Origin of the sequence: Gracilibacillus ureilyticus (assembly GCF_900111195.1) — a bacterium.
GTDB classification, from domain to species: domain Bacteria; phylum Bacillota; class Bacilli; order Bacillales; family Amphibacillaceae; genus Gracilibacillus; species Gracilibacillus ureilyticus.
In genome coordinates, this window is record NZ_FOGL01000014.1 from 67,982 (window position 1) to 81,627 (window position 13,646).

Genomic DNA, 13,646 nt, shown 5'->3' on the forward strand with positions numbered 1-13,646 from the left:
AAGTGAGCAATAAAATTGTCCTGCTTCCTGGAGATGGAATTGGTGCTGAAGTTATCTATGCAGCAAAAGATGTCCTGGAAGCAATTAGTAAAAAGTTTAATAAATCGTTCGAATTTTCTTCCTTTGATATTGGTGGTATCGCAATTGATAATCATGGTACTCCCCTTCCAGATGAAACTGTAACTGCTTGTAAAGAAGCAGATGCTGTACTCTTAGGAGCTGTTGGCGGACCTAAATGGGATAATAATCCGTCCGAATTACGTCCTGAGCGTGGGTTGCTAGGTATCCGTAAAGCCCTTGATCTTTATGCAAACTTGCGTCCTGTTAAAGGGTTTGAAAAATTATTGCACGCATCACCACTTCGCCAGGATATTATCCAAGGAAGTGACTTACTGATTGTACGCGAACTCACTGGCGGTCTTTATTTCGGAGAACCTAGTGAACGGCGGGATAATGGTAACTCTGTAGTCGATACGCTCTCCTATACGAGAAAAGAAATTGAGCGAATTATTGATAAAGCTTTCCAAAGCGCACAATTACGAAATAAACACCTCACTTCTGTTGATAAAGCAAATGTGTTAGAATCTAGTAAACTATGGCGTGAAATTGTTGAAGAAAAGAAAGCTCAATATCCTGATGTAACAGTTGAACACGTTTTAGTAGATGCGGCTGCAATGAAGCTCATTACCAATCCAACTGACTTTGATGTCATTGTTACAGAGAACATGTTTGGTGATATTTTAAGTGATGAAGCCTCTGTACTAACAGGTTCACTTGGAATGCTTCCTTCAGCAAGTTTAGCTGAAGATGGCGTCGGCTTATACGAACCTGCACATGGATCTGCGCCAGATATTGCAGGAAAAGGTATCGCTAACCCAATTGCAATGATTTTATCCGCTGCAATGATGCTTCGCTATTCTTTTGACATGAACGATGAAGCCCAAGCCATTGAAGATTCTGTTGAAAATGTATTGAATCAAGGTTACCATACAGCAGATTTAAAAAGCAATGATGGGAAACTAGTTAATACAACAGAAATGACAGAGCTTATTGTCAAAGCTATTTTAAACTAATTATACTTGTAAAAAATTCGGCATTCGCATGAATGATAAGCGATTGCCGAAAGTTTTACCTACATTGTTTTTCAATAAAGATATACTAAGCTTCGGCGTACTTACGTCGATGTTTTTTCAAAAGTACTGATTTTCGATAAATTTACGTAAGGAGTGAAACAGATGAGAAGACCTAAAACAGTTATTGAGAAAATTTGGGAGAAACACGTTGTTCATCACGAAGAAGGGAAACCAGATTTATTATATATCGATTTGCATTTAGTTCATGAAGTAACTTCCCCCCAAGCATTTGAAGGGTTAAGAATGAATAACCGAAAAGTTCGCCGTCCAGACCGTACTTTTGCCACAATGGATCATAATGTACCAACAATACACCGCAATGTAATTAAAGATGAAGTTTCGAAAACGCAAATGGAAACATTAAAAACAAACTGTGAGGAATTTGGTGTGCCTTTAGCTGACATCCATCACCCGGATCAGGGGATCGTGCACGTTATTGGCCCGGAGTTGGGACTTACACAACCAGGAAAAACAATTGTATGTGGAGACAGCCATACATCTACACACGGAGCGTTTGGTGCTTTAGCTTTTGGTATTGGGACAAGTGAAGTAGAACACGTTTTAGCAACCCAGACAATTTGGCAGTCAAAACCTAAAACACTAAATGTGAAGGTAAATGGTAAATTAGGGAAAGGTGTAACAGCTAAGGACTTGATCTTAGCGATTATTGGTAAATTTGGTGTTAAATTCGGAACTGGATATGTCATCGAATATACTGGTGAGGCGATACGCAGCCTTTCTATGGAAGGTCGTATGACTGTTTGTAACATGTCAATTGAAGCAGGTGCACGTGCAGGCTTAATTAGTCCGGATGATACAACAGTCGAATTCCTTCGCGGTCGCCGCCATGTTCCTGAGGGAGAAGCATTTGATCAGATTGCTGAAGAGTGGAAAGCCCTTGCTTCAGATGAGGGTGCTGTATATGACGAAACAGTTGAGATTAATGCAGAAGAAATCGAACCACAAGTAACATGGGGTACAAATCCCGGCATGTGTATTCCGGTAAGTGCTAATGTTCCTACAGAAGAAGATGGCAACAACGATATTGAAAAAGAAGAAATCAGACGCGCATTGGAATACATGGGGCTTGAAGGTGGCGAACCAATATCTTCTGTTTCAATAGAACATGTCTTTATCGGTTCTTGTACGAATTCCCGCCTTGCTGATTTAAGGAAAGCTTCTGAAATTATTAAGGGTCATAAAGTCCATCCAAATGTTCGCGCAATTGTTGTACCTGGCTCACATAGTGTCAAGGCACAAGCAGAGGCAGAAGGCATTGATGTGATTTTTAAAGACGCCGGTTTTGAATGGCGGGAGGCTGGCTGCAGTATGTGTCTGGCAATGAATGATGATGTTGTACCAGAAGGCGAGCGTTGCGCTTCTACATCTAATCGTAACTTCGAAGGGCGTCAGGGTACCGGAGCACGTACTCACTTAGTTAGCCCTGAAATGGCCGCAGCAGCTGCAATAAAAGGCCATTTCTTTGATGTTCGTCATTTAGAGATTCCTGCACCAATTTAACATTGAATTATTTTATAAGGGGGTAACGATTAATGGAACCAATTAGAAAGCATGAAGGTTTAGTCTATCCTTTAAATCGTGCGAATGTAGATACAGACCAAATTATTCCTAAACAGTTCTTAAAACGTATTTCACGAAAAGGTTTTGGCCAATTTGTTTTTTATAACTGGCGTTTTGATTCAAAAGGTGAATTACGGGAAGATTTCTCGCTAAATCAGCCAAAGTATGATGGAACATCCATCTTGGTTGCCGGTGAAAACTTTGGTTGCGGCTCTTCGCGTGAGCACGCACCATGGGCGCTCCAGGATTACGGATTCAGGGTAATTATTGCACCAAGCTATGCTGATATTTTTTACAATAACTGTACTAAAAATGGTATATTGCCTGTAATATTAACAGACGACGAAGTACAAACATTAATTAAAAATGCGGAAACAGAAAAGTATCAGTTAACTGTTGATCTGGAAGAGAAAAAAGTATATGACAATAAAGGCTTTGAGGCATCTTTTGATTTAGATGACTATAAACGTGAAATGTTACTGAATGGCTGGGACGATATCGCAGTTACTCTGACACATGCCGGTAAAATCGATCAATTTGAAGCAGCACGTGATTAATAAGACTAAGAACTGATTCTCTATTTTAGGGAGTCAGTTTTTTTGTTATGCTTATGTTCCTCATCAACCAACAGTTACGAGAAAACATCTTCCCTTCCCCACCCTTCTCTGTTATCTATTCTCCCCTACTCTTTTGAATTTATGTCAGTGTTACCAAAATCCTCTTTAGTGAGATACAATCCATTAGGTTATACTAAGCAAAGCAGGAGGTGAAACTTATGCTAACAGACCAGCAGGTAAAAGCATGTAAGCAAGAGCTTTTAGAGCGAAGGAATGAAATTGCTGAACACTTAGAAGACCACTTCGGATTGAATCTTGAGTTAATAAAAGAGTCAATGTCTGAATTATCCAATTATGATAACCATCCCGGTGACCATGGGACAGAGTTATTTGAAAGAGAAAAAGACATCGCTTTAAATGAACATATTGAGCGTGAATGGAAAGATATTAATGAAGCTTTAACAGCCATTGACCATGGAACCTATGGTAAATGCGAAGTCTGTGGTGCAGATATACCGGCTGATCGCCTGATGGCAATTCCAACAGCGAAAAAATGTCTGCAACATGCCGACAAATATATAGAGAAAACAAGACCGGAAGAAGAGCATGTAATTCCTGCTAACCTTAATGATGATCTTAACGAAGAGGAAGCAACACTGTTTGATGCAGAGGATGCCTGGCAGCGTGTGGAGCAATTCGGTTCATCAGACGGTCCTTCCGACTTTTATGATACAGAAAAAAGTTTTGATGATATGTACTTTAATTCTGATGAATCTGTAGGAAGTGTTGAAGAATTGGAGAATTTTCTGCTTTCAGATATCAACGGGAAATTTATCGGAGTTAATGAAAATCATGAGCGTTATGAAGATTATTTAGACGAAAATGATGTCACATCCATTTTTTATACAGGAAGGTAAAACAAAAAATCGGCAACTGGTTTTGTTCCAGTTGCTATTTTTTGTTCTTCTTATTCCAGATGCTTTCCAAGTGGTTTCTGATGACCCTTGTTCGCCACCTCAGTAAATATAGTCTGTTTCTGTTGTACTTCCCGATTAGTCAGGGACAATTGTAATTGTTCTAACTGGGTAATCAACTTGTTAAGATCCCGCTTGGTAATCGGCTGTGCTTCATCTTTTAATATGTAGCCTAATTGTCCATTAGGTTCCAGAGTTGCCCATTCCACATCATTGATATTCTGAACACTCTGCTGTCTTAATAACATTTCCAGGAGATCTACAGATATCCTGAATTTCTTTAAATTCTTCTCATTCAGTGTTCCACCCTCTATCAATGTAACAGACTTGCCTGTAATAAATTTCTCGAATTTATCTGACTTTATCTGGGTAAATTCCACAATAATCAGGGTGATGATTAATACAGCACTTACGCCGAATGTTACCCATATACTTTTCCCTGCTACTGGCTGAATCAGCAGGGAACCGATAGCTATCATTAATACCGTTTGTGCTAGTGTCATTTGTGAAATGGATTTTCTTCCAGCAATTCTAAGCAATAACGTTCCGACGATAATGATCAGGACAGCCTTCCAGATCCAATCTAATTCCAAGTCACTCACCCTCCACTTTTAATTCTTCATGTGAAATATTCCAAATTTGCATTAGGAAAAAATTTTTTCATATATTTAAAAAGTTCAGTTTTTATTTCTTCTTCCTCTTCCTTCTGATAAATATACTTTCCTATCCCGTATTTCCCCCATTTGTATCTTCGCTTCGATTCATCTAATTCTAATTTGGTCATTGGATAGTTCTTTTCAATAACGCGTTTTGCTGGCTTCGTAAATCGATGCTGAATAAATTCGAATGTGATATCCTTTTTTGCATCTTCAGGCAACTCTTCATGCAGGCGTTCAAACATGTGATAATAACCTTCCTGCCAATCTTCATGTAAATAGATAGGGGCAACAATAAATCCGAGTGGATAACCAGCACGCGCTACCTTCCCCGCCGCTTCAATTCTTTTCGCTAATGGTGATGTACCAGGTTCAAAATATTTAATCACGTAATCTGCATTGATACTAAACCGAAAGCGAGTTTTCCCATTATGTTTTGCATCAAGTAAATGATCGACATGGTGAAATTTTGTCACAAATCGCAATTTTCCATATTCTGATTTACCAAAAAACTCAATCGCTTCTTTTAATGAATGTGTGAGGTGATCAATCCCTACTATATCTGAGGTACACGACGCCTCAAAGCGAGTAAATTCCGGTGCTCTTTCTTCCATATATTTTTCAGCAGATTCGAATATTTCCTCTACGTTTACGTAAGTGCGTATATATGGTTTACTCCCCATTGTTGTTTGTAAGTAACAATAATGGCAATGTCCCATACAACCTGTCGCAAATGGAATTGCATATTCAGCTGACGGCTTTGATGTATCAAATTTCAATGTCTTTCTAATTCCAACGACAAGGGTTGATTTGGCATTACGGTATTTTTGAAAATCATTGTCTCCCGGTAAATTTCTTACCTGATTATGTGAAGTCGTATAGCGTATCTCTACATCCATATCCTTAAATTTTTCCATCAGCCTCTCGCCTAAAGGATAGTCAAGAGCCTTTGGTTCAAAATAAACTAATTTAGGCATGAATGGTTTAATCATCGTATATTTCTCCATCAAAATAATGCTGATATGCTGCTTCTGCTGACTGCTCATTCGGATATACAGCAAGTTCACTGGATAATGGATAGTATGTTTCATATAAAAACAGAGCGAGACCGTCAGGATTTTCAGGATCTCTTACAACAGCAGCCTCCTGAATGTTTGCTACATCCTGTGTATGCGGATTACGGTAAAACACGTAAACAACATCACCTGCTTTATAATGATTGTAATCAGTTGGTTCTAACATTTCACTACCTCCCCTATTATTTCTATTTTTAGGTTGTCATTAACGTTCACAGAATATGAATTCCATATATTAGAAATATAATCTGCAATTATTTTTCTCTACGTTAGAAACAATAAGAACTAATTAACAGCTAGGGAGTGAATAATTTGCCATATACAAAAGATAAACCCTCCATATATTTCGAGAAAGAAGGAAATGGTCCGGCACTACTATTTATCCCCCCGCCTGCCATGGGTCATTTAACTTTCCGTTATCAAAGAAAGCTGCAAAAATGGTGTACTGTTATTACATTCGATATAAGAGGTGATTGTCGGAGTGAAGAAAGTGATCACCCAATTAATATGGAGTTGCTCATTAAAGATGTTTTACGAATTTTAGATACCAATGAAATTAAAAAAGCAATAATTTGCGGTTACTCCAATGGTGGAGTTATTGCTCAGGCATTTGCAAGCTTATATCCAGAACGGACACTGGGATTAATCTTGATAGGAGGCTATTATAAAGTAAGCAGTTTTCTATTAAGACAAGAGTATAAACTGGGGATCTGGGTAGCCAAAAAGAGGCTAATAAATATCTTAGCTCTTGCTCTATCTAAAAATCACTTTCGAAATTCAGATGCAGCTAACGAAATTTATCAGGAAATAAGGAAGACTGATCCATCAAGCTTAGTAAGACAATATATAACAGGTTTAAAATATATTAATACTAATAATCTGGAGCAGATAAATGTACCACTGCTGCTGATTTACGGAGCTCATGATTTTTATATTCATAAATATCAGTATTTATATGAAGAGAAAGTGAAAGATGTGGAAATAGCGTTTATTGAAAAATCGAAACACCAGGTGCCCACAAAGTATTATAATGAATGCAATGCGATCATCCTCAACTGGATGAAAAATAAATTACTTCTGTAGCTTGTTTATACAGCATAAGCAAGTTTTTTACTAACTGCTGATCACTGATCCATTCGTCAATCCCTTGACATGCCTTGCTATTTGTACTAAATTAATAGGTGTTAGCACTCTGTATGTTCGAGTGCTAACCATACATAGAAAAAGTAAAAAGTAGGAGGCAAATGAGATGGAGAAAAAGCAGTTTCAAGCTGAATCAAAACGTCTACTAGAAATGATGGTTCATTCCATTTATTCTCAAAAAGAAATATTCTTACGTGAATTAATCTCAAACGCTAGTGATGCTATTGATAAAATTTATTACAAGGCGTTGACTGATGATAGCATCTCTTTCAACAAAGATGATTATTTTATTCGGATTGAGCCAGATAAAGAAAATAGAACGTTAACAATTAAAGACACTGGAATAGGAATGAATCAGGATGAACTTGAGGAAAACTTAGGTACAATCGCAAAAAGTGGCTCCCTCGCTTTTAAAAAGGAAATAGAAATGGAAGATGGTCAGGAAATTATCGGTCAATTCGGGGTTGGTTTCTACTCCTCCTTCATGGTTGCAGATAAAGTGACAGTATACACGAGAGCGTTACATAATGAGGAAGGATATAAGTGGGAATCAGATGGACAAGACGGATACACCATTGAGCCATTTAACAAAGCGGATATTGGGACTGAAATTATCATCCACCTAAAAGAAAATACTGAGGACGAGAATTATGACGAATTCCTGGAAGAATACCGATTGAAATCATTAATTAAAAAGTATTCTGATTTCATTCGTTATCCGATTAAAATGGATGTAACCGAAAAGCAGCCGAAAAGTGATAATGAAGATGAGCTAATAGACGTAACAGAGGAACAAACCATTAACAGTATGGTTCCGATTTGGCGAAAAAACAAACAGGAATTAAAAGATGAAGATTATAACTCCTTTTACCAGGAGAAGCACTTTGGTTTCGATCAGCCATTAAGCCATTTACATGTAAGTGTAGACGGAATGGTAAGGTTCCAGTCGATCTTATATATTCCGGAGCAGTTGCCTTTCAATTACTATTCCCAAGACTTTGAAAAAGGGCTGGAGCTGTACTCCAATGGTGTATTGATTATGGAAAAATGTGCAGATCTTCTACCAGATTACTTCAGTTTCGTTCGTGGTATTGTGGATTCTGAGGATCTATCCTTGAATATCTCACGTGAAATTCTGCAACAAGATCGCCAGGTTAAATTAATAGCAAAAAATATCGAAAAGAAAATCAGTAACCATCTAAAGAGCCTGCTGAAAAATGACCGTGAGAAATACGAAAAATTCTTTGATGCTTTCGGCCGCCAGTTGAAATATGGTGTATACAGTGATTTTGGAGCAAATAAGGATAAGCTTCAGGATCTGCTGCTATTCTATTCTTCTAAAGAAAAGAAATTAGTCAGTCTTAAGGAATATGTGGAACGAATGCCAGAAGAACAGGAGCATATTTACTATGCAACTGGTGAATCCCATGAAAGGATTGAGAAACTTCCACAAACAGAAATGGTTAAAGACAAAGGATTTGAGATACTTTATTTCACGGATGAAGTGGATGAATTTGCGATTAAAATGTTATTGAATTACGATGAAAAAGAATTTAAATCTGTTTCAAGTGGAGATTTAAACCTGGAAGATGAGGAAACAAAAAAAGAGGCAGAGAAACAAAAAGAAGAACATAAGGACTTACTCTTAGAAATGAAAGAACATTTAGGAGATAAAGTGAAAGATGTGAAGTTATCAACACGATTGAAATCACATCCAGTCTGCTTATCAGCAGAAGGTGATGTATCAATTGAGATGGAGAAGGTTCTCCGTCAAATGCCTGATAATCAGAATATCCAAGCAAACAAAGTACTCGAAATTAACAATAAGCATGAGATTTTTAATACATTAGTAAATGCACATAACACAGATAAAGAGAAAGTAAAATTATATACTAACATTTTATATAACCAGGCTCTCCTTATCGAAGGTCTTCCTGTTGAAGATCCCGTTGCATTAACGAATGATATGTGCAAAGTAATGATTTAAATAACTTATATAGTCTTCATACCATTTGGTGTGAAGGCTTTTTTCCTTTGATTATTTTCCCGGAAACTGTGCAAACTATTTTTATAGTTCATGCGTGGAGGTTATTTCATTGAAAAAAAATGTTGCACAAAAATTAATCGAAACTCACTTAATTGATGGAGAGATGAAAGCTGGTATGGAAATCAGCTTAAAAATCGACCAGACTTTAACCCAGGATGCTACAGGTACAATGGTAATGCTGGAACTTGAAGCTATGGGGCTAGATAAAGCAAAGACCGAAGTTTCTGCCCAATATGTTGATCACAATGTCATACAGGAAGATTACCGAAATGCGGATGACCATCTCTTTTTAAGAAGTGCTGCGAGAAGATTCGGAATCTATTACAGCAGACCTGGAAATGGCGTCAGTCATCCGGTACATATGCAGCGCCTTGCCAAACCAGGAAAAACTTTGCTCGGCTCTGACAGCCATACATGTGCCAACGGATGTATGGGAATGCTGGCAATGGGAGCAGGTGGTATAGATGTAGCAATGGCTATAGCCGGAGAACCATATCATGTAAAAATGCCTCAAATAATGGGTGTTAAGCTTACGGGGGAGCTTCCCGACTGGGTCAGTGCCAAAGATGTGATCCTTGAAATGTTAAGGAGACATGGTGTAAAAGGCGGGGTTGGGAAAATTATTGAATATTATGGACCTGGTCTAGACACCTTATCTGCAATGGATCGTCATGTAATAGCCAATATGGGGGCGGAACTCGGAGCAACAGCGACTGTCTTTCCTTCAGATAATGTGATAAAAGAATTTTTACAAAACCAGGACAGGGGCAGTGACTGGATTGAACTAAAAGCAGATCGTGGTGCCGATTATGATTTACATGAAGAATTAAATTTATCAACAATCGAGCCACTTATTGCAAAACCATCAAGCCCAGGAAATGTTGTACCTGTGAGTGAAGTTGCTGGCGAGCCTATATACCAATCATATGTCGGTTCTTCTGCTAATCCCGGCTATCGAGATTTTGCTATAACAGCTGAGATTGTCAAAGGAAAAAAAATCGCGCCTGGTATTTCGTTTGATATTAATCCAACTTCAAGGCAGCTTTTAACACAACTTAGCGACAATGGATATATCGGTACCTTATTAGCAGCAGGCGCACGAATGCATCAAGCTGGCTGTAATGGCTGTATCGGAATGGGGCAGGCCCCTGCAAGTGACAGAAACAGCCTGCGCACAACCCCAAGAAACTTCCCAGGTAGATCTGGTACCAGAGAGGATAGTGTATTTCTCTGCAGCCCAGAAACTGCAGCGGCATCTGCTCTGACAGGTGTAATTACAGATCCGCGAACTTTAGATATGAACTATCCAAAAATAAAGTTACCAAAAAGGGCTGGGGATGACGGTATGCTCGAAGCACCTCCTGAAGATAATACAACTGTTTTATTAGAAAAAGGTCCGAATATTACGTCACTCCCTGGTTTTGCTCCAATCGAAAATAATTTTGATATACCTGTTTTACTCAAGATGGCGGATAATATATCTACTGATGAAATCTTAGCAGGTGGTGCACGAGTTTTACCTTATCGAAGTAATATACAACGGATTAGTACTTTCGCATTTGAAATAGTTGACGACACCTATTATGAAAGAGCAATGAAAGCAAGAGATGACCATGGTCACGCCATTATAGCCGGATTCAATTATGGCCAAGGTTCCAGTCGCGAGCATGCAGCATTAGCTCCAAGATATTTAGGGCTAAAAGTTGTTTTAGTGAAAGACTTTGCACGTATCCATTTACAGAATTTAATAAATTTCGGTATTTTACCATTACGATTTGTTCATACAGAAGATTATAATAAACTTCAGGAAGGCAGTATTTTGTCATTTAAGAATATTCATGAAACAATTAAGCAGCTTTCCCGGTTCGAGGTGGAAATAAAGGATAGTAACAAATCGATTCAAGTAGAGCATGACTTAACAGAACGTCATATTGATATCATTCTCCAGGGCGGGGTTATTAACTGGATTAAAAACAAAGCATAGGAAAGGTTGGTCAAAATGGGGTCACAAGAAATGAGATGTAAAGCATGTGAAGGATCTGGAATGCTAATGGATGATGAACAATGGCATTACACCTGTTCCATTTGCAATGGGGATGGTTTTGTATCAAAAGTGGAAGAAGACGATCATCCAATCATTGATACAGATGTAAATCACAGAATTCTTGAATAAGAAATTATGAAACTCGAACGTCTATAATACGTTCGAGTTTCACTATTTCCGGTTTATTGATTTAAAAATTTTACACAAACAGGCTCAGGTACTTTTACATCTTTTTGTATGAGTGTAAGTGTTCCATTTTCTTTATCCCGTTCAAACAAAACGAGAGTGTCCGATTCCTGGTTAGATGCGATAACAAATTGCTCAGATGGATCCAGTACAAAATCTCTTGGCCAGTCGCCCTCTGTATCCGTCCATGCCACAAAGGAAAGTGTAAAATCATCTTCTACCTTATAAACAGCAATGGAATTATGGCCACGGTTACCTGCATAAACAAACTTTCCATCAGAGGAAATATGGATGGCACTACCTTGGCTGTTTTCTGTAAAGTCTTCAGGAATAGCTGACAAATACTGAATCTCTTCGAATTTTCCCTCACCTTTATAACGAAGTGAAATTACCTCATTACTTAATTCAGTCATCACATAAGCGTATTCCCCATTTGGATGAAAAACAAGATGTCTTGGTCCGCTTCCTGCTTGTGTCTGGAGAACAGCCACTTCTTCCAGTTTTCCTTCTGTATATTGATAACTTGTTACAGTGTCTGTCCCTAAATCTACTACTACTACATATTTTTCATCTGGAGTGAATCCTGCATAATGCAAATGAGGTTTTTCCTGACGCTGATGCGGTCCGGAACCATTATGTTCTGCAGAAGCTGTTTCTATTAAAGAACCATCTGTTTCCGTTGTATATGCTTCCACTAATTTGGTATGATAATTCGCTGCAACAACCAGACTGTTGTCACTGTTAACACTCACATGACAAGGTGGAGAACCCGCAGATGCCTTGCTGTTCAATTTTTTCAACTCACCAGTTTCACTAATAGAAAAGGATGTCACTCCACCCTGATCTCCTTCTTTAGAAACCGCATAAAGAAATTTATTGTTTTTACTTACTGTTACATATGTAGGATTATCTAATTCCGTCGCTACCTGGACATTGTTTAACTCTTTTTTATCCAGATCTAACTCAAAACGATAAACACCTTTACTTGTTTTCTTCGTATATGTACCAACATAACCAATATAACGTTTGTTCGCCATGCTTTTGTCCCTCATTTCTTATATCATGTCATACTCCCCCATTATATCAAAGATAATTTGAAAATTCTAATAATGGAATAATAAAGAAAGTGCTGAAAAGACCCGTTGAGGTACTTTTCAACACTCATTTTTAAGAATTAGCCCATGTTTGTAGGGTTTTTACCTTTTCGCATTTGGAAATAAGCATATGCACCAATTCCAATGGAAGCAAGCATCGGCAATACCGCATTACGTCTACGCATAAGGATCCCTCCTAATCATTTGGGTACAGTTATATGATCTCCATCTGCGGCAAGCTTATGATGAACAAATTATGGATTACTGAAACTTACTTCCCACGAATAAAAAGAATAAAATAAATAACCCAATGGTAAATGGCAATGCGCCAATCAGGCTTAAACTCATTCCGTTATAGCCTCCCACAATTTCATTACCAATTAAGTAAATAACAACACCAGTTGCACAACTGGCAAATCCCCACCAGTACGGTAGTTTTCTCCACAAGCTGTAGATTCCGCCAATAATAAATAAGCATAAAAAAATCCATGGGAGGACAACATATATTATGAAGCTCATCTGTTTCATCCTTTTTCAGCAACTTTATCACTACCATTATAACTCTTTTCTCAAAAAGTGAAAACCAGAAGCATATTTTATGCTCCTGGCTTAATATCGTTGTATACTTTGTAATGCTGTTTTATCAGTTTCCGGGCACGAAATAGCCTTGTTTTAACTGCAGACTCTGAAATTTTCAATATACTTGATATTTCCGTATCCTGATATCCTTTCACCACTTTCAAATAAAAGACCGACTTTAATTTATCACTTGAATGATCCATACATTTTTTTATTTCTTCAAACGTTCCTTTTATAGCCATTTCTTCATTTACATGCTCCACAGAACATATTTTTAACTCCTCTATATTTATATCTTCCTCAAGTAAAATCATTTTCGATCTGTTCTCTTTACGCAACATATCAATGGCTGTTCGGGAGGTGACCGTTCTTAACCATGCGGAAATCTTATCGATTTTACTTTGATCAACTGAAAATCGAAATACTTTAATCCATGCTTCCTGTACTGCATCTTCTGCAAGCTGGCAGTCTTTTAAAATTTGCAGGGCAGTATAGAACATCATCTCCTGATATTTATTTACCAAATCTGCAAAGCATATCTCTCTGTTTTCAACACCTATCATTGGATCACCTCCC

At 37.9% G+C, this 13,646-nt stretch carries 14 protein-coding genes; 8 read left to right on the forward strand and 6 right to left on the reverse strand.

The window, feature by feature from the left end; all coding sequences use genetic code 11:
• Positions 1 to 2 precede the first annotated feature (2 nt).
• The 4 genes from leuB (at position 3) to BMW36_RS13630 (ending at position 4,188) form a co-directional block, all read left to right on the forward strand.
• On the forward strand, positions 3 to 1,073 hold the full coding sequence (leuB, locus tag BMW36_RS13615; RefSeq protein WP_089742027.1) for a 3-isopropylmalate dehydrogenase: 1,071 nt from the start codon (positions 3 to 5) through the stop codon (positions 1,071 to 1,073).
• Between the two features lie 162 nt (positions 1,074 to 1,235).
• Entirely contained in the window at positions 1,236 to 2,654 is a 1,419-nt protein-coding gene (gene leuC / locus BMW36_RS13620) for a 3-isopropylmalate dehydratase large subunit (protein ID WP_089742029.1), read from the forward strand.
• 32 nt (positions 2,655 to 2,686) lie between these two features.
• Complete coding sequence (gene leuD, locus BMW36_RS13625) at positions 2,687 to 3,271, forward strand: 3-isopropylmalate dehydratase small subunit (RefSeq protein WP_089742031.1); 585 nt, start codon at positions 2,687 to 2,689, stop codon at positions 3,269 to 3,271.
• 218 nt (positions 3,272 to 3,489) lie between these two features.
• Positions 3,490 to 4,188, forward strand: a complete 699-nt coding sequence (locus tag BMW36_RS13630) for a TraR/DksA C4-type zinc finger protein (RefSeq protein ID WP_089742033.1) — start codon at positions 3,490 to 3,492, stop codon at positions 4,186 to 4,188.
• A gap of 50 nt (positions 4,189 to 4,238) precedes the next feature.
• On the opposite strand, the gene BMW36_RS13635 is transcribed toward BMW36_RS13630, so the two are convergent.
• Genes BMW36_RS13635 through BMW36_RS13645 form a run of 3 tightly spaced genes read right to left on the reverse strand, consistent with a single transcriptional unit; the run spans position 4,239 to position 6,143 of the window.
• Positions 4,239 to 4,838 (reverse strand): DUF421 domain-containing protein, encoded by a 600-nt coding sequence (locus BMW36_RS13635; RefSeq protein ID WP_089742035.1) that lies wholly within the window; start codon positions 4,836 to 4,838, stop codon positions 4,239 to 4,241.
• 26 nt (positions 4,839 to 4,864) lie between these two features.
• The gene (gene splB / locus BMW36_RS13640) at positions 4,865 to 5,893 is read right to left on the reverse strand and encodes a spore photoproduct lyase (protein WP_089742037.1); all 1,029 of its coding nucleotides are present in this window, start codon (positions 5,891 to 5,893) and stop codon (positions 4,865 to 4,867) included.
• Positions 5,886 to 6,143: a transcriptional regulator SplA domain-containing protein gene (locus BMW36_RS13645; RefSeq protein ID WP_089742039.1), complete on the reverse strand. Its 258-nt coding sequence runs from the start codon at positions 6,141 to 6,143 to the stop codon at positions 5,886 to 5,888. Before BMW36_RS13645 ends, splB begins: the two co-directional genes overlap by 8 nt.
• A gap of 146 nt (positions 6,144 to 6,289) precedes the next feature.
• Between BMW36_RS13645 and BMW36_RS13650 the strand changes: the two genes are divergently transcribed.
• The 4 genes from BMW36_RS13650 (at position 6,290) to BMW36_RS20410 (ending at position 11,340) form a co-directional block, all read left to right on the forward strand.
• Entirely contained in the window at positions 6,290 to 7,060 is a 771-nt protein-coding gene (locus tag BMW36_RS13650) for an alpha/beta fold hydrolase (RefSeq protein WP_089742041.1), read from the forward strand.
• A 166-nt stretch (positions 7,061 to 7,226) separates the two neighbouring features.
• Positions 7,227 to 9,107, forward strand: coding sequence for a molecular chaperone HtpG (htpG, locus tag BMW36_RS13655; RefSeq protein ID WP_089742043.1), 1,881 nt, complete (start codon positions 7,227 to 7,229; stop codon positions 9,105 to 9,107).
• A 109-nt stretch (positions 9,108 to 9,216) separates the two neighbouring features.
• The gene (locus BMW36_RS13660; RefSeq protein ID WP_089742045.1) at positions 9,217 to 11,151 is read left to right on the forward strand and encodes an aconitate hydratase; all 1,935 of its coding nucleotides are present in this window, start codon (positions 9,217 to 9,219) and stop codon (positions 11,149 to 11,151) included.
• Positions 11,152 to 11,181: 30 nt separating this feature from the next.
• Complete coding sequence (locus BMW36_RS20410) at positions 11,182 to 11,340, forward strand: hypothetical protein (protein ID WP_175480464.1); 159 nt, start codon at positions 11,182 to 11,184, stop codon at positions 11,338 to 11,340.
• A gap of 53 nt (positions 11,341 to 11,393) precedes the next feature.
• On the opposite strand, the gene BMW36_RS13665 is transcribed toward BMW36_RS20410, so the two are convergent.
• From BMW36_RS13665 to BMW36_RS13675, 3 genes are all read right to left on the reverse strand, one after another.
• Positions 11,394 to 12,434, reverse strand: coding sequence for a lactonase family protein (locus BMW36_RS13665; protein ID WP_089742046.1), 1,041 nt, complete (start codon positions 12,432 to 12,434; stop codon positions 11,394 to 11,396).
• 318 nt (positions 12,435 to 12,752) lie between these two features.
• Positions 12,753 to 13,010 carry a hypothetical protein gene (locus tag BMW36_RS13670; protein WP_089742048.1) on the reverse strand — a complete coding sequence of 86 codons (258 nt, stop codon included), beginning with the start codon at positions 13,008 to 13,010 and terminating at the stop codon, positions 12,753 to 12,755.
• 77 nt (positions 13,011 to 13,087) lie between these two features.
• Positions 13,088 to 13,633: an RNA polymerase sigma factor gene (locus tag BMW36_RS13675; protein ID WP_089742050.1), complete on the reverse strand. Its 546-nt coding sequence runs from the start codon at positions 13,631 to 13,633 to the stop codon at positions 13,088 to 13,090.
• Between the last annotated feature and the right edge of the window lie 13 nt (positions 13,634 to 13,646).